At 59.3% G+C, this 15,903-nt stretch carries 15 protein-coding genes; 11 read left to right on the top strand and 4 right to left on the bottom strand.

Features of this window, described 5'->3' with window-relative positions; genetic code table 11:
- Position 1: 1 nt before the first annotated feature.
- From cpaB to J2R78_RS00510, 11 genes are all read left to right on the top strand, one after another.
- Entirely contained in the window at positions 2-967 is a 966-nt protein-coding gene (cpaB, locus tag J2R78_RS00560) for a Flp pilus assembly protein CpaB (protein WP_253609331.1), read from the top strand.
- A complete protein-coding gene (locus tag J2R78_RS00555; RefSeq protein WP_245376284.1) occupies positions 967-2,169 on the top strand; it encodes an AAA family ATPase in 1,203 nt (400 codons plus the stop codon). The genes cpaB and J2R78_RS00555 overlap by 1 nt, the downstream gene beginning before the upstream one ends.
- On the top strand, positions 2,166-3,608 hold the full coding sequence (locus tag J2R78_RS00550) for a CpaF family protein (RefSeq protein ID WP_209909528.1): 1,443 nt from the start codon (positions 2,166-2,168) through the stop codon (positions 3,606-3,608). Before J2R78_RS00555 ends, J2R78_RS00550 begins: the two co-directional genes overlap by 4 nt.
- A complete protein-coding gene (locus J2R78_RS00545) occupies positions 3,605-4,537 on the top strand; it encodes a type II secretion system F family protein (RefSeq protein WP_253609330.1) in 933 nt (310 codons plus the stop codon). Before J2R78_RS00550 ends, J2R78_RS00545 begins: the two co-directional genes overlap by 4 nt.
- Positions 4,534-5,436 carry a type II secretion system F family protein gene (locus J2R78_RS00540; protein WP_209909522.1) on the top strand — a complete coding sequence of 301 codons (903 nt, stop codon included), beginning with the start codon at positions 4,534-4,536 and terminating at the stop codon, positions 5,434-5,436. Before J2R78_RS00545 ends, J2R78_RS00540 begins: the two co-directional genes overlap by 4 nt.
- A 14-nt stretch (positions 5,437-5,450) precedes the next feature.
- A complete protein-coding gene (locus tag J2R78_RS00535; RefSeq protein ID WP_253609329.1) occupies positions 5,451-6,869 on the top strand; it encodes a TadE/TadG family type IV pilus assembly protein in 1,419 nt (472 codons plus the stop codon).
- Positions 6,870-7,291: 422 nt separating this feature from the next.
- Positions 7,292-7,729, top strand: coding sequence for a hypothetical protein (locus tag J2R78_RS00530; protein WP_209909516.1), 438 nt, complete (start codon positions 7,292-7,294; stop codon positions 7,727-7,729).
- A gap of 539 nt (positions 7,730-8,268) precedes the next feature.
- A complete protein-coding gene (locus J2R78_RS00525; RefSeq protein ID WP_253609328.1) occupies positions 8,269-9,927 on the top strand; it encodes a type II and III secretion system protein family protein in 1,659 nt (552 codons plus the stop codon).
- 12 nt (positions 9,928-9,939) lie between these two features.
- Entirely contained in the window at positions 9,940-10,347 is a 408-nt protein-coding gene (locus J2R78_RS00520; protein WP_253609327.1) for a hypothetical protein, read from the top strand.
- Between the two features lie 170 nt (positions 10,348-10,517).
- Entirely contained in the window at positions 10,518-11,066 is a 549-nt protein-coding gene (locus J2R78_RS00515; RefSeq protein ID WP_253609326.1) for a tetratricopeptide repeat protein, read from the top strand.
- A gap of 133 nt (positions 11,067-11,199) precedes the next feature.
- Positions 11,200-11,763: a hypothetical protein gene (locus J2R78_RS00510; RefSeq protein WP_253609325.1), complete on the top strand. Its 564-nt coding sequence runs from the start codon at positions 11,200-11,202 to the stop codon at positions 11,761-11,763.
- Positions 11,764-11,797: 34 nt separating this feature from the next.
- Here the strand turns inward: J2R78_RS00510 and tnpB are convergent, their stop codons facing one another.
- The 4 genes from tnpB to J2R78_RS00495 all read right to left on the bottom strand — a co-directional run bounded on the left by tnpB (position 11,798) and on the right by J2R78_RS00495 (position 15,799).
- Positions 11,798-12,028 (bottom strand): IS66 family insertion sequence element accessory protein TnpB, encoded by a 231-nt coding sequence (tnpB, locus tag J2R78_RS45075; protein WP_375166969.1) that lies wholly within the window; start codon positions 12,026-12,028, stop codon positions 11,798-11,800.
- A 304-nt stretch (positions 12,029-12,332) separates the two neighbouring features.
- The gene (locus J2R78_RS00505) at positions 12,333-12,620 is read right to left on the bottom strand and encodes a DUF5658 family protein (protein WP_253609324.1); all 288 of its coding nucleotides are present in this window, start codon (positions 12,618-12,620) and stop codon (positions 12,333-12,335) included.
- Between the two features lie 938 nt (positions 12,621-13,558).
- A complete protein-coding gene (locus J2R78_RS00500; RefSeq protein ID WP_253609323.1) occupies positions 13,559-14,458 on the bottom strand; it encodes a phosphatase PAP2 family protein in 900 nt (299 codons plus the stop codon).
- Between the two features lie 219 nt (positions 14,459-14,677).
- Positions 14,678-15,799, bottom strand: coding sequence for an acyltransferase (locus tag J2R78_RS00495; protein ID WP_253609322.1), 1,122 nt, complete (start codon positions 15,797-15,799; stop codon positions 14,678-14,680).
- Positions 15,800-15,903 lie beyond the last annotated feature (104 nt).

The raw sequence follows: 15,903 nt of genomic DNA, 5'->3' as shown, positions 1-15,903 counted from the left end.
CATGTCATCCGCTTTGCGCGTCTCGATCATCATGGTGCTGCTACTGGCGACGACGGCGCTGGGGCTCATCGCCTATGGCATGAACCAGCCAAAGGCGCCGGCAGCGGTGGTTGCGGCAACTGCACCGGCTCCGGCCGGGCCTGCCACGGTCGGATATTTTGTTGCGGCGCATCCGCTCTCGAAAGGGACTTTGGCACGTGAGGAGGATTTCACCGTGCGCCAGGCGACGTCGGAGAGCGTCCCCGGGGGCGCGATCCTTGAGACGCCCGACTCCAAGGCGGGACTTCCCGGTTCGCTGGTTCGCAGGTTTGTTGACACGGGCAGTCCCGTGACGTTGCAGGACATCCTGCGGCCGCGTGATCGCGGTTTCCTCGCCAGCGTTCTGGCGCCGGACAGCCGTGCGATTAGCATCAAGGTGGACGAGGAGACTGGCGTCTCTGGTCTGGTCAGGCCCGGAGATTATGTGGACGTGGTGTTGACCCAGGTGTTCGAGAAGGCGAATCCCGCACGTCGGGCGGTCAGCGAAACCGTGCTGGGCAACGTGAGAGTCATCGCCGTCGACCAGGAGATTGCTCAGGGCGGTCGAGCCGCGGCCGCTGTGGTTGGTAAGCAGGCACAAACTGTCTCGCTCGAACTTACGCCAGACCAGGTCAAGAAAGTCACCGTCGCAAAGCAACTTGGAACGCTGTCTCTGGTCGTGCGAGCGGCGGTTGAACAGTGGGCCAAAGCCGACACGAATGTAATGTCAAGCTGCGATGTTTCCCCCGAGCTCGCGCGGCAAAACGCTATCGCCGGCCAGAGTACAACGATCGCAATTTATAGCACCACCGGCCTGAAGCAATACTCGGTAAGACGACAGGATTCGGACGACGACGATGCGCGCGTCGGTTGCGATGTATCGTCGGACGCCACCCAGCACGCTGCATCCGCAATGGACGATCCTGGAAGGGTGTCGGAGAAACGTTGATGAGTATGAACATGGCCGTGGTGGAATCACCCGACGAGACGACGTCCGCCATCACGCGTAACCGTATCGTCTGCTTCGTGAACGACGAGCTTAGCGCCGCGGCGCTGCGCAAGGGTCTCGAGGGTAGCAACCTGGTTATCCGGCGTGGCACCATCCGTCATGCCACTCGTATGCTCGAGACGGACACTGACCTGTTCGCTCTGGTGACCGACATCAGCGGGATCGATGATCCCTTCACCGAACTGGAACGTCTGGCGAGCGTCTGCCCGCCCGATGTCAAGGTATGTCTCATCGGCGAGAACAGGGAGATCACATTCTATCGCGAATTGATGGAGATCGGTCTTACCGAGTACCTCCCAACGCCGATTACCCGCGATATGGTGCTGGACCAGTTTCGTCCGAAGCTGTTTGGCGATGTCGCGCCCGCCCACAACGATCGCGGTGGACATGTAGTGTCGATTTGTGGTGCGCAGGGCGGCGCTGGAGCAACGAGCGTCGCGATCAACCTCGCGCTCCAGCTGGCCGAGACCACCAAGGCTAAGGTGGCGCTGCTCGATTTGCATCTGCAGGGCGGCGAGACGGCGGTGATGCTTGGCGTTCGTCCCGGACCCGGCCTCCGCATTGCCCTCGAAAATCCGATGCGGGCCGACACGCTCTTCCTCGAACGGGCCGCGATCGAGGTGAACGATCGGGTCTGCCTGATTTCCGGCGACGAGGAACTCGATGCGAAGCTCGACATCACCGAAGCCGGCGTGCGGCACGTGCTGGGCCTGCTCCGTCAGCGGTTCAACTACGTCGTTGTCGATGTTCCGGTGCCGTTCCCGGCATCGATCTATCCGGTCATTCAGATGTCCCGTCATGTGCTGGTGCTGTTGGAGGCCGAAGTCACCGGCCTGCGCAATGCCCACGCGCTGCGCAACGCCGTCACCAACATCGCCGGCAAAGATCGCGTGTTTACCTTGCTCAATCGCGCCGACCGCGCCGGCGGCCTACCCAGGGCGACCATCGTCAAGGCGCTGGGCGCTGAGCCGGACATGGTCATCCCCGATCTCGGCAAGGGAATGACCCAGGCGGTCAACCTCGGCATTCCGGCGCTGAAACACGTATCCAGGCTGCGGCGTCACCTCGCCCCGATCGTACGAGAGATCACCGGCGTCGGCTCCATGAAAAGGTCTGGGTGGAAGAGGTGGCTCGGGCTATGAAAAAGTTCGGCAGGCGCGCAGACGAAATGCCAGTGCGGATGCCCGGAGCGGTGCTGGTCGCGCCGCCAGCAGCACCTAGCGCGCATCCGGTCCCGCCGCCCTTGCCGTCGGAGGAGCCAAGCGCAGCGTTACCGGCACCCAGCCTGTTTGCGCCGGCGCCGAAGCATGAACAGCCTTCGCACCATCCAGTGATGCCTGCGTCGCTGCGCGAGCGGGTGATCGAGCAGATCGAGCCGGCGATCGCCACGACGGTCTCCCGCGACGTCCTGCGTCGGCAGATCGAGGAAATCATCCACGGCATAGCCAACCAGGAGCGCCTCGAGCTGTCAGGCCGCGAGCAGCTGTTCCTCGCGGAGGAAATCGCCGACGACATGACCGGCTACGGACCGCTTCGTCCGCTTCTGCTCGATGAGTCGATCAACGACATCATGATCAACGGACCGAGCAGCGTCTATGTCGAGCGGGCGGGCAAGCTCGAGCGGGTTGCGGTTCGGTTTCGCGACAATGATCACATCGCCTCCGTCGCGCAGAAAATCGCTTCGCAGGTCGGTCGCCGCGTCGACGAGTCCAGCCCGATGGTGGACTGCCGTCTGCCTGACGGCAGCCGCGTCAACATCATTCTGCCGCCGCTGGCGATCCACAGTCCGTGCATCTCGATTCGAAAATTCCCCAGCCGGCGCTTGAACATCGCTGGAATGATCGAAAACGGCACGATGACCCCCGCTCTCGGACAGTTGCTGGAGATTGCCTCTCGCTGTCGGCTCAATGTTCTGGTCTCCGGAGGCACGGGATCTGGCAAGACGACGCTCCTGAATGCTCTTAGCCAGTTCATCGATCACAGCGAGCGCATCGTCACGATCGAGGACGCCGCGGAGCTGCAACTGCAGCAACCGCACGTGATCAGCCTAGAGACCCGGCCTCCCAGCCTTGAAGGCACGGGCCAGGTGACGCAACGCGATTTGTTGTGGAATGCGCTACGTATGCGACCAGATCGAATCGTGGTGGGCGAGGTACGCAGCGTGGAAGCATTCGACATGCTGCAAGCGATGAACACCGGTCATGACGGCTCGATTTCCACGGTGCATGCCAACAGTACCCGCGATGCTCTGACCCGCATCGAAAACATGGTGCAGATGGGACAAGTCAGTCTGCCACCGCGCGCGATTCGAACGCAGATTGTCGCCGCATTGGATCTCATCGTGCAAGTCGAGCGCATGCGTGATGGCCAGCGCCGTATCGTCCAGGTCAGCGAGGTGATTGGGCTAGAAGGCGAGGTCATCACCACCAATGACATCGCTCTGTTCGAGTACAAGGAAGAGGACGTTCACGGCCGGATATCGGGGACCTACCGGTCCACCAACGCGATCCCGAAATTCAAGAGCCGCCTTGTCTATTACGGGCTCGACCGTGCCTGGGCGGAGGCAATGAGGCAGATATGACGCTGACCGCCTTGACTCTCATTGTGCTGGCGCTCCTGTTGTGCGCAGCGGTCAACACGCTGTGGCTTGATGCGCGGCAACGGCGGATGGATCGTCAGCTCGAGATCGCTCTACCGGCATCTCAACTGGCTGACTTGCCTTCGATACGCAGAGCGGAAACGGCCTCACGTTGGCAGTTTCTAGAACGGCTGGCCAACTATCATCCTGATATCGTTTACGTCCTGCATCCGGTCTATGTGTTGCTTGCCGGTGTCGCCGCCGCTGGAGGCGTCGTCTATGCCAATCGCCTGGTGGGACTTTCCGTGTTCACAGTGTCCGTCGTGGCGGCTGTCGTTGCAGTCCTGGTGGTGCGCGGCCTGTTCGGATGGCAGCAACATCGCTTTACTGGTCAGCTTTTCCGTCAATTGCCCGATGCCATCCAGCTCGTGACCAGCACTGTCCGATCGGGTTTGCCCGTCAATGAGGCATTCCGAACCATTGCTCGTGAGATGCCGCAGCCAACATCAGGGCAGTTTGCGATCGTTTGCACTGAGCTGAGTGTCGGGAGACCGCCCGAGGAGGCGGTGGAAGCTATCTATCGGCGAACGCAGGTGCCGGAGTACGCGATGTTCGCGGTGACGCTTGCGGTCCAGCTGAAATCCGGTGGCAGCCTGGCAGAGACTCTCCAGAATTTGGGAGAGACCGTAAGCCAGCGGGTTGCGCTGGCTGCTCGCGCGAAAGCGCTTGCGGGAGAGGTGATTTTCTCTTCGCGCGCACTTTCCGTGTCGCCCCTTGTCGTGGGCGGGGTGATGTACATGGTCAGTCCGACAATGATCGATCAACTGTTCTATGATCCCACCGGAAACGTGCTCCTGGTTTATGCCGTGTGCTCGGTGCTGATGGGGCACTTTGTCATTCGCTGGATGGTCAAGAGGGAAACTACGCTATGACCGGCGGTATCGAGATCGCGGCCCTCGCAATAATCGTCGCGGCGGCGACATGCGTGTTGATCATTCGCGAGGTGCATATCCGCGCCCTGGACACCCGAGTGTCGAACGCCGTTCTTGGCATTCCTGACCGGTCGAGCCCGTCCAAGGACCTGGTTGGCTGGCTCTCGTCGATCGGCGCGCGCTACCGCCGTCTCTACGCCGACGAGGACATCGAGCAACTGCGAGCGGTTCTGCAGTCGGCGGGGTTCAATCATCACCGGACGCTTCCGATCTGGATAGGTCTCAAGATCGTCTGCATGGTAGCCTTTCCGATCCTGGCTTTCTCTGTCGCGCAGATCCTCGGAGATTCGCTCGGCGGTGCGCTTGTCTTCACGCTGATCGGCGTCGTGATCGGAATCATGGGGCCTCGCCTGATCCTGTGGCAGCTCAGGCGGCGGTTCGACAAGTCTGTTCGGGCAGCCACGCCGGATACGATTGATTTGTTGGTCGTGTGCGTTGAAGCTGGCATGGGTCTCGAGAGCGGACTGGAACGTGTCGCAGAAGAAATGAAAGAGGCCAGTCCTGAGATGGCTCAGGTGCTACGTGGCCTTCTGGACGACCTCCGCATTTTGCCGAACCGCATCGATGCATTCGAGAAGCTGGCAAACACGTCGGAAGGCCTGCGCCGCTTCGGCACCATGGTCAGTCAAAGCCTGCAATACGGAACACCTTTGGGCCAGGCGTTACGGAGCATCGCGGTCGACCTCCGGCGGGAGCGGATTACCAAGCTTGAGGAGAGGGCGCACAAGCTCGGCGCCAAGCTGACCATTCCGATGGTGTTGTTCTTGCTTCCGGCAATGTTCGTCATTCTGGGGGCAAGTACGTTCTTGCACCTCATTCATGCGTTCAAGCAAATCTAGCTACGGATAAAGCCATGACCGGAGTTTGCTGTCCGAAAGTTGGTCAATCCATGGTGCAGAACATCTCGCGTTTGATGCGGGATCGACGCGGTGTAAGTGCGTTGATGTTCGTGGCATCTTCTGTTGGGTTCATGAGTATGGCCGGCTTCGGAATGGAAGTCAGCACTTGGTATCTTGAGCGACGGCACGGACAAAATACGGCCGATGCAGCAGCCATTGCCGGGGTTTTGGCGATTATCCAAGCCACGGGTACCCAAAACTCAGGTACCTACACCAGCGCACAGACCGCAGGCAGCAGCGTCGCGACTGACAACGGATATACGTCGGGATTGACGGACACGACGGTCACGATCCAGCCGGGCAACTATAGCGGCGGGACCTTTAGCGCCGACAGCGGATCCTGTTCGTCAAACTGCAATGCCGTGAAGGCGACCATCGTTCGGGGGATAAAGCGTAGTTTCACTGCTCTCGTCATGGGAAAGGGCTCGACGAATGTCACCGAGGTCGCGATTGCCGCCCGTTCAAACACTGGAGATGCATGTTCGCTAGCCCTGGGCGGCGGGCTTGGATTCAGTGGCAGCGCTGCAGTCACTGCGACAAACTGCTCTTTGGCCTCGAATAAACCCGGCCCGCAGTCCATTTCATTCAACGGCGCCGGCGCTAACAAAACACAGGCGAACGCTGTCCTGGTCGGCGCAGGCGGCTGTACACAAAACGGCTCCGGTAGCCCATGCACTCAACAGGGCAATCTGATGTACCAGCCGTCCTCACTGGACCCGTATGCAGCGCTGCTAACAGACAATGCCGCGATTCCCTCAACGGTCAACGCCGCGAACTGCGATAGTTCGGCCACGGCAACCTCTCCCCACGTCATCTCTCCCGGAGTGTTCTGTGTGGGAGCAAACTTGACGATCAACAACGCCGGTAGCAGCCCGCCTGGTCCGCCGGTGGGGACACTCACTGCAGGGACCTACTTCTTCTACGAGTCGTCCATCAGCGTGTCGGGCGGTACGCTTATTTGCAATGGTTGTACCATCATCTTCACCGCTAGTTCAGCCAACAAGCTTGGAACATTGAGCATCACCGGTGGCACTGTGACGATGAGTGCTACGAAAACACCTAAATATGCGGACACGAATTATGCGGGCATCCTGTTCTATATGGACTACAGGTATGCAGAACACCAAGCCGGCTCCTGCGGCAACACGCAGGTCAAGATTACAGGTAGCTCGACCGTCACCTTGAACGGGGGGATGTACTTCCCCAACGCCAGTGTCTGTATGACCGGCGGTTCATTCTCTACATCGGAGAGCTGTCTCTCGCTCGTCGCTTGGTCGGTATATTACAACGGGAATGCTACTGAGACGCTGAGCGGATGTAGCACCACCGGCACCCAGACCGCCCAAACCAGGGCCGTAAACCTCGTGCAGTAGGGGTAAAGCTATGAGGTGCCGTAGTTTCCTCGAGAACCAGCGTGGAGTCGCTGCATTTGAGTTCATCCTGATTGCTGCGATGGTGTTCACGCTTGCACTCGCCGGCGTGGGCATTGGCGACGTCGCGCAACGAAACATTGCGATCCACACGGCGGTCAGAGCCGGCGGAGAATACGCTCGTTTCTTCCCCACCGATCAGACTGGCATCCAAAGCGCGATAACGAACGCTCTCCCCTCGGGATGGACGTTGAGTGGAACGCCCACTGTCACGTGCTCCTGCGTAGGAGTAACGACGTCCTGTAGTGGAATTGCGACAGGTACTACATGCAATCCTCCATTTCTGGTCAAGGTCTCGGCCAGTATGCCTGCTTCAAGCATGAATGCGCTGGTCTGGTTGGGATCATTCAACAATCGTGCAAGCTATGAAGTCCGTATCCAGTAAAGCACTCGACCGGTCTGGAGCCGTCTCCTTTGAGCTCGCGCTCATCTTCATATCGTTTGTCCTGCTCTTTATTACAGTCAGCGACGTGGCGCGGTTCTATGTGACCGCAAACTCAGTCCGCACCCTGTCGAGCGAACTGGTGCGGCAAACCCTGATCTACTGCGCCACCCAGCCGCAAACGAGTGCATGTACGTTGCCGTCGACGGGTACAAACAGTGTCGCTACCGCGGAAGCGGTGGTGCCATTCCTCAAAGCGGCCGGTTTCGTTTCGTCACCCTCTGCTTCGCGAACCGCAATGAATACGACTACCGGCGCGATGAGCATCACGGCGAGCGCGAGCTACAAATTCAGTCTGATGCTACCCGTATGGAAAGGGGCCATCAGTCACGTTGCTCAGAGTACTCAGCTTGGCTACTGAGAACGTCGCGGCGCCGTTTAACTAAGACGGGCGGCAATTCGCCTAGCGCGACGATAAATGGTCCCGCTGGGGCAGGGTCATTTGCTGTGTGATGAGACCGCGCCGGGCATGTTCGCCAGGATTCCGTTCTGAGGAGGCCCGATTCGTTGGGTCTGATTGGAGGACTCAGGGCTGGGCAGGGCGTCAGAAGGGCCTCAGCCTGTTGGGCAGGCCGGGGAATGGCCCGGCGGGCTCCGGAAGTGGTGCGCTGTGGCAACATCGCGGAGTTTTCTCCGACGTTGTCGCAGTCCGGGAAAGCTCTTTCCTTGCAATCGAGGCGCGTGACAGAGGATGATCCAGGAGCCGCCATTTGCGGCCTGGCGTCGGGACGTGCCGGACCGAGCTGGTCTTGTGCTTCGGTTCAGCTTGCCAGGGTAAGTAACTATTTGTAGTTGAACAGGTTGTAAGCTCCATGGCGTGGTGCACGAAGGAGACTAGTCAGAACGCCGGGAGCCGTAAATTTACGGATGGCTGCGACAGCGGCGACGAAGGGGATTCGAATGAGTGGCGGTCGCGTTTGGGGTAGCGCGGAGCGTGGTGTTTTCGCCTTGAGCATCATGGCTTTTGGCGCTGCACTTGCTTTTTTCAATTCCGCCGAGCGCGCGGGAGCTGCAGACCGGCGGGCTACGTCAGGCGGCGTCTTCGTCAGCGAAATGACCGAGGTCCAGCGGGTCAGGGTAACCGTCAACAAGTCGCGCACCTTCAAGGTCGATACTGCTTTTTCGACCATCGTGGCCGGCTCGCCCGATATCGCGGACGTGAAGTCGCTGAGTGATCACCTGATCTACATTCAGGGCAAGAAGACTGGCACGACAAACGTCATTCTGTTCGACAGCTCGATGAAGCAGATCGGCATTCTCGACGTCGAGGTGACCGTCGATGTCGGCAATCTGCAGCAGAATATCCAGTCCGGCACGGGCACGCGCGGCATTCGCGTTTCCGCATCCGAAGGCCAGGTGGTGCTGAGCGGAATCGCCGCCGATGCAGTCTCCGCGGAGCGGGCGCTGACGATTGCCAAGGGCAGCGTTCCCGAGGGCGGCATCGTCGTCAACGCCATGAGCGTTGCGGCGCCGCAGCAAGTGATGCTCGAGGTGCGCTTCCTCGAGGTCAGCCGGCAGGCGGGGCGTGACCTCGGCGTGAACCTTATGGCGGCCAACGCCAATGGGACCAATATCGGGATTTCGGGGCAGGGCGGCGTCGTAGCCGCTGGCCGGACTCCCATTGGCGGTATCAACACTAACAATGGCACCTTCGGTGCCGGGGGCAGCCCCGTTGGATCCGCTCCTACAGGCAGCCTTCCTGTGCTTGGTACGATCGGAACGCTTGTTAGTTCTGCCGGCGGCGTATCCCCGGCTCCGTTCGGAAGTCTGCTGACCAGCATCTTGCGGACCAGCAACGGCAGTTCTGTGGATCTACTGATCACTGCACTGGAAACGAAGGGACTGGCGCGCCGGCTGGCAGAGCCGAACCTGACCACGCTTTCCGGCGATGCCGCGCGCTTCCTGGCCGGCGGCGAATTCCCGGTGCCGATCCCGAACACGACAACGAACGGCTTCCCGACTGTCACGATCGAGTACAAGAAGTTCGGCGTCGAACTGGCCTTCGTCCCAACCGTGCTCTCGCGCGGCTTGATCAACCTCCGCGTCGAGCCCTCAGTCAGCGAACTCGACTTCGCCAACTCGATCACGATCCAGGGCACCTCCGTTCCGTCACTGACCCGCCGCGACGCGCGCACCACGGTCGAGCTGCGCGACGGCCAGAGCTTTGCTATCGCCGGCCTGCTGCAGACCCGCAACACGCAGGACGTCTCGCAATTGCCGTGGATCGGCTCGGTGCCCGTGCTTGGAGCCCTGTTCAGCAGCAAGTCGTACCAGCAACAGGAAACCGACCTGGTCATCATCGTGACGCCGCGCCTCGTCGCGCCGGCGGCGCCCGGTCAGCAACTGGCATCGCCGCTCGACTCCCGTCTGCCGGCCAACGATGTCGACTTCTTTCTCAATGGCCAGATGGAAGTCCGCAAGCGCTATGACGACTACGTCAATTCCGGCGGCGACGTGAAAGGGCCTTACGGCCACATCATTGCGCCGAATGCGATTGTGCCTGCTCCGCCTCCGGCGGCCGTGGGTGCAAACCAGCCGGTCGTGAAGACCCTGAACTAGAGGAGGCGAGAGATGACCATCAGGTATCTGGCTCTGCTCGCACCCGTCCTGCTCGGCGGCTGCTACGGCGTCTACGGCCATGACGAGATGGACCGCTACATCCAGCGTTCCGATACCATCACGATGAGTGCCGGCAACGCCAAGGAGGTCAACGCCGCCACCCACACGATCCACCCATGGCCGGCATACGTCGGCGATCGCCGGATCGCGTACGACGCGAGGCGTACGGGCGGTGCGGTGACACGCTATGGAAATCAGCAACGTCCGCTGGATCAGCTTCCCGACATGGGCGATCCGACGAGGGCGATGGGCCAGCCGCCGCCCGTCACCACAATTCAAAATGTTAACACGACTGGATTGGGAGCGGGAACCGGAGGATCGGTGGCCGTCGGGGTAGGGGGAGGAGGGCCTGGCAGGTAACCAGCTGACGTTCAGCCTCTCGGGTGCGTTCGTCTGCTGTGACGTAGAGTTTGGAAGCGAGGCTGTGACATAGTTTTCTGGCGCTGACCGTTCGGTCGCGCCATCTGTTTCTGTTAGGTAGTTTCACGATGGTTTGTCTGATGACGCTGGGAAGTCGCCGGAGCTGGGACATGGGACGAGGATTGCGGCGTCTCATTCCGGCGCTCGCCTGCTGCTGGCTCGCGGCCGGCCTTGCGGCCTGCGACTACACGACGCGGGAGGCCGCCATCGTTGCGCCGGTGGATCCGCCGGGCGGCGACCCCGTGCAGGAGCCGACCGACGTCAAATACTATCCCTCCGACGAGCCGGTGCGGATGGGCCTCGAGCAATACAACCGCGGCAACTACGGCATAGCCCAGCGCTATTTCAAGGACGCCGTCGAGAAATCGCCGAAGGACATGACGGCCTGGGTCGGGCTCGCGGCGAGCTATGACCGGATCCGCCGCTTCGATCTCGCCGACCAGGCCTATGCGTCAGCGATCCGGCTGGGCGGCGAGACCGTTCAAATCCTCAATGACCAGGGATACTCCTACATGCTGCGCGGCAATCTGAGCGCGGCTCGGAAGAAGTTTGAGAAGGCGTATTCGCTCGATCCCGGCAATCCGGTCATCGCCAACAATCTCGAGCTTCTCAACGGTAGCCGCAAATTCATCGAGCGGCCGCCGAACAATCAACCATAGGTCGCTCCTCGCGCAGTGACTTGATTTTAATGACGTTTTTCGACCGACCGGCCTCTGGAAGAATTCCATTAAGACAAGTTAAATGCGTTCGACCCAAGATAGGCCATGCGTTTTCAAACGTATGGCCTGTTTCATGAATCGCCTTTTCAAACTGCAATTTCTGGGTCCCTGCGTACTGTTCGCCGCCACGCTTTGCGCCGAACTGGCCGCGTTGGCATTGCAATATGCACCGAGCTTCCGACTGCTCTGGTTCATTAATCTCAGGATCTTTGGCATCTTTCAGCGCAGCCACTCCTTGTTGAGCGGCTACGTTGCGATCGACGGTTTTCAGCTCTTCGGGATCGCTTTGCCGCTCTTCCTGCTGGCCTGCCTTGCCTTGGCGGCCAGGGTGAGGCCCGCGTTCACGATCGCAACGCACTTGAGCGCCGGCTATGCGGGCTTCCTGGTCTATTCCTGGCGTGCCGGCGTGCCCACCACGGCACAGGCTTCACTCGGTTTGAACGCGGTTCCCTCCGGCGCCGGCCTGTACCTAGTCGCAACGATTTTGGGGGCTTGCTTCCTGTCGTTTGCGATAACGCATTTGCTTTATTTCCAGGCCGTCAGAACGGAAATTGCGGCCTTGGTGCGATGGCTGCGACGAGGCTCGGAACGATCTGGCCTTCCGCCCCAGAGCCTAGCTGCCGGTTGCGGTAACTGACTAAGCGCGGTGCTGAATATGCCATGATCATCCACTAGGCAAAGGGCTTTGGGTCGAGGTTGGGCCGGATTGCACGCAATCCTTTCGTTGAGCAACAAAACGACACCCAGCCCTCGCCAGGGGACCTTGCTGCTCTTCCGCTCTTCCTGCGGAACACGTAGTAGAGGTCGCCGCCGTGCGGGCCGCACCTAAACGCTTCCTGTGCCGGCGGGGCCAGCGAGTTCATGCCACAGCGCATATCGGTGTGGCCGGTCGCAATCCGCACCCGCACGCTCGACGAACGCCGTTACCGCCGCGATGTTGCCGCGGCGCCTGTAAGCTCTCCAGGGCGATCTTGAAGCTCGGCTTGCGCACCGCGCCTATGCCTGTCCGTAACGACAGTTCTCAATAAACCCGCTTCATTCGGCAAAGCTGCCTTCACGGAGGGATATCCAGCAAAGGCTCGGATGCACTGCGCGCACGCACTATCACGAGCGAAGACATGCCGGTTGATCGCCGATCGTGCAAAGAGTTGATCGGGGCTGATAGACGGGACTTGTCTAATACGCGCGACGAGCGGCCGTCATGGTTTAGCTCGCGCCTGCGATGATAAGTAGATTGTTGATTACAGGTGTAGAGCAGAACGCTACTACCATGGCGATGTTGAAGAGGTTTTTGCTATGCCAAAGCAATGCCATGGCGATAAACGTCAAACCTAGTTTAGGGATCAGCCACCAGACTCCGAACCATGCCTGAGCCATCTGCATGAACGGGTTCGCCTCGTTGAACCCAAGATCCAGAATCTTATTCGTGGTTAAAAGGTCGGCGCATCCAAGTATCAGTACGGCGAAAACGAGCGATGCCTTAACCCAATTCATTTCAGCCTCTCGGTGCCGAACATCGGAATGGTAAAGACCAATTTGATAATGCAGATTCGTTAATTGTTTGCTCGAGCATGGTTGGTACTTCAACGGGCTGAGATACGGATTGGTTCCAAGCTGCGTCCCATTGCTCCGTTAACTTCGACAACCTCGTACTCGAACTTGGCGCGCTTTCTGCTTGAGCCAAGCCTTGTACGTCTCGACGGTCGCAAAGACCCTCAAGTGTTCGGGTTCACCAACCATTTTGGCCGTGTTGGTATAGATCCAGCCTTCATTGCAGCAGGCCGACCGGGTCTCTGAGATCGCTCAGGCGCTTTCAGCTTGTGCGGGCGAGTTGCACTGAAGTCTTCGTACCGCATTACCCGTCGGTCGCTCGATCGCCAAATAGCTGCCAGTAGACACTGCGAGTGAAACAAGTGGATAGAAAGACAACGGCCAAGTAGTAGGCAAGCCGAACACGGCTACGACGCCGATGAAGAGAGCAAAATGCGTCATATAGATCGAGTGCGAGATGACTCCGAGAAAGTACAGTGGCCCGGATCCCAGTAAGTGGGATGCGACCGACCTTTGATCGGCCGCCACAAGCATGGCCGGAATGGTGCTTCGGTGCAGGTAACGAATGTGCAGCTCAAGGCTTGCCAGGCAAGCCCCATTCAGATCGTTGCTGCACCAGGCGCGCCTTCCCAGATACCAAATTCCCGATCTTACCGATGATAGGCTGGACGGCGCAAAATTGCTGTTGATTGCTGCCATACCGTGGCAATGAGCCGGTTACTGGCTCTATGGGCCGTAAAAGTGTTGTGCGTTGCAGCGCTCGCTCAATTGGATCAAGAGGATTCAGCCCGACTGACACTGTCGATCGTCACGTCTTTAAGCCGCTTCTGGAAGACGGGGCGGCTCTTTATCGTTTAGCTGGCAATCAGGAGAATGTAGCCTCATGGTGCGCTCGGCTCTGAACGAAGGGTCAGTTGTGCGCGGTCCCATATCGCGACTGCTCTCACCATGAAGATTACCGCGCATGTGATGACGGCACCGGCAATTATATCCACGAAATAGTGTCCACCAATAACTGGCGTCGCACTGATCATGATCACATTCAGTGCGGCCAGTGCCGGGAACAGAAGCGGGATGCCTCTCGCCGTATAGACGAAAATGATTCCGAGCGCGGTATGGAAAGACGGAAAAGTCACGATCCCGTCGATGTTGCTCAGCGAGAGCTGCCGCAGGCTGCCGTCGCGCAGCCCGTTCAGGAGCGGGAGATAGCTGAGATAATCCGCCGAAACCGACTGCAGCACTCGGTGGGTCGGCCACGCGCCGGTCGCGGGCAACACGGCCGAAATGATGGCCATGATCGCCAGCGTCGCAGCGCAGAGCGAGATGAATTCGCCGGTTCGATGTACCCGCCCGGTAACGTTCAGCACCAGGAACAGCAGCGCCGTTTGCGCCTCTGTCGAGTTGTAGCCGATCTGCAAAATCCGCTTCAGCCAGGGATTTGACTGCACGTAATCAAACGCCGCAAGCCAGTCGAAGCCGATTGTCGCGTCTGCCTTGGCAAGGTAACGATCAATCAGCGGGAAATTGAACGCCGCAACTAGGCACGACAATATGGTCAGCGTACAGCCGAGCGCCAGGTATTGCGCGACGCTGCCGCAGAGCCAGGCGAGGCGCGCATCCGGCCGGGCGAATCGATAGACTATGTAGATTGCCAGCAACCAGCCGACGAGGGCAACGAACCATAGCTCGATCACGACGTGAATTCCGAGATACCGCGCAATGATGAAGTCCAAAAGCGCAACACAGGCGGTCACCGCCCAGCGAAAACCTTCGCCGCTCAATTCCAGCACTCCCAGAATGATTTTATATTTTGAAATGGCAGAAGCTTACACGGCAACCCACGCACGAGCAATGCCAGGTACACCCGTGTTTACCCGGAGGGTAAGGAGGGGGTATCATCATGACGGGCCCGGAATTACGGTCCATATCACCGGTACCCGATCTTCTATCGCGGGTCGAATTAGGAGGCCGCGTCGCCATGCCCGGCGGCGCGGGGCATTTCATTTACGCTTCACGCTGGCGTCTCGTCGGACGGCAACTAGCCCTGGCATGTGTCGCTGTGTGTAAAGGCCACGGATCGCATCGCGTGCCGGCCGCTCGATCGCAAAATAGGTCACAACGGAGACCAAGAACGTGGCTATGACGAGGGTCGCGTAAACCCATCCAGACCACGCGCCTGGCTCACCTAGCACAAGAAGAAATGCCAGCATAACCGGGAAGTGCATCAGATAAATGGAGTAGGAGATCAGCCCAAGAAAGTGCAACGGTCGTGATCCCAGAATGCGGGACGTTGCAGACGTGGCGTCAGTTGCTGCCAAGACTACGAACGGAAAGAGGAAAAGCATCATCTGCGAGTTGATGAGCATGAAGTATCTGAGGATCAAAATGACCGCGATACAAATCCAGATCAGCGAGGAGTATTGCCTGCACAGAAAATGGATGTCGTCCCGATCCTCATGGATTACGAAGGCGATCCAACCCGCGGTGAACGCTAGGATGCCCTCGAGCACCGGCGCCCAGTAGCTCAACTTGTGCGCAGCGACATAGCTCGTCGGCCCCATGATGCGTTCATCGAGGACGCCCAGCAGCAGCGAATAGCAGAGGGCGGATAGAACGACGAGGGCGAGCAACCTCGCATTGTCGGACCGGGGCGGCTTCGGTAGGTGCAACAGGAGCGGGAAGACGAGCAGATAGCAGAACCATTCAACCGATATCGACCACGCCGGGAAATTCCAGTGATCGCCATATCCTATGACAGGCCACGCGTTGAGCATCAGGGCCTGCAGCACGAAATCCGGAATGGCTCGACTAACCGGGTAGGTCTCTGGGTTTATAATGAGCGGGACGACGTATGCCGCACCAAGACCGACAAGTGTCAAAAAATATAGGGGATAGACCCGGCCGATCCTGGCAACAATATAGCTTGAGAATCTGAAACGATCGCGGCCATACACGTAGGCCAACGTGAATCCGCTCAGGCAAAAAAACAGGACAACGGCGGCATCTTCCCATTGGAAGATCGACCGCAACCCAAAAGGAAGTGGCAGGCGGAAGTGAGCTAGCGCGACGGTGGTCGCCGCCAGTCCGCGAATCCCGGTGAGTGCTCTTAGTTCAGGCCGCATGCTGCCGCCACAATCAATTTCATGGAATTCGTCGCCAGCCGGAAATATTGCTAGGTACCATTGTAATGGGGGGCGAGCAACGAGGTTTGCGCCCGTTGATTAAC

This window comes from Bradyrhizobium sp. USDA 4538 (genome assembly GCF_024171045.1).
In the GTDB taxonomy this organism is placed as follows: Bacteria; Pseudomonadota; Alphaproteobacteria; order Rhizobiales; family Xanthobacteraceae; genus Bradyrhizobium; species Bradyrhizobium australafricanum.
The sequence above is the reverse complement of the archived record's forward strand: the minus strand, read 5'-3'. Positions and strand labels throughout refer to the sequence as shown.

What these genes read in the sequence shown, in the direction of transcription:
- cpaB (WP_253609331.1), top strand. Translation starts at nt 2, where the DNA reads ATGTCATCCGCTTTGCGCGTCTCGATCATCATGGTGCTGCTACTGGCG.
- J2R78_RS00555 (WP_245376284.1), top strand. Translation starts at nt 967, where the DNA reads ATGAGTATGAACATGGCCGTGGTGGAATCACCCGACGAGACGACGTCC.
- J2R78_RS00550 (WP_209909528.1), top strand. Translation starts at nt 2,166, where the DNA reads ATGAAAAAGTTCGGCAGGCGCGCAGACGAAATGCCAGTGCGGATGCCC.
- J2R78_RS00545 (WP_253609330.1), top strand. Translation starts at nt 3,605, where the DNA reads ATGACGCTGACCGCCTTGACTCTCATTGTGCTGGCGCTCCTGTTGTGC.
- J2R78_RS00540 (WP_209909522.1), top strand. Translation starts at nt 4,534, where the DNA reads ATGACCGGCGGTATCGAGATCGCGGCCCTCGCAATAATCGTCGCGGCG.
- J2R78_RS00535 (WP_253609329.1), top strand. Translation starts at nt 5,451, where the DNA reads ATGACCGGAGTTTGCTGTCCGAAAGTTGGTCAATCCATGGTGCAGAAC.
- J2R78_RS00530 (WP_209909516.1), top strand. Translation starts at nt 7,292, where the DNA reads ATGAAGTCCGTATCCAGTAAAGCACTCGACCGGTCTGGAGCCGTCTCC.
- J2R78_RS00525 (WP_253609328.1), top strand. Translation starts at nt 8,269, where the DNA reads ATGAGTGGCGGTCGCGTTTGGGGTAGCGCGGAGCGTGGTGTTTTCGCC.
- J2R78_RS00520 (WP_253609327.1), top strand. Translation starts at nt 9,940, where the DNA reads ATGACCATCAGGTATCTGGCTCTGCTCGCACCCGTCCTGCTCGGCGGC.
- J2R78_RS00515 (WP_253609326.1), top strand. Translation starts at nt 10,518, where the DNA reads ATGGGACGAGGATTGCGGCGTCTCATTCCGGCGCTCGCCTGCTGCTGG.
- J2R78_RS00510 (WP_253609325.1), top strand. Translation starts at nt 11,200, where the DNA reads ATGAATCGCCTTTTCAAACTGCAATTTCTGGGTCCCTGCGTACTGTTC.
- J2R78_RS00505 (WP_253609324.1), bottom strand. Translation starts at nt 12,620, where the DNA reads ATGAATTGGGTTAAGGCATCGCTCGTTTTCGCCGTACTGATACTTGGA.
- J2R78_RS00495 (WP_253609322.1), bottom strand. Translation starts at nt 15,799, where the DNA reads ATGCGGCCTGAACTAAGAGCACTCACCGGGATTCGCGGACTGGCGGCG.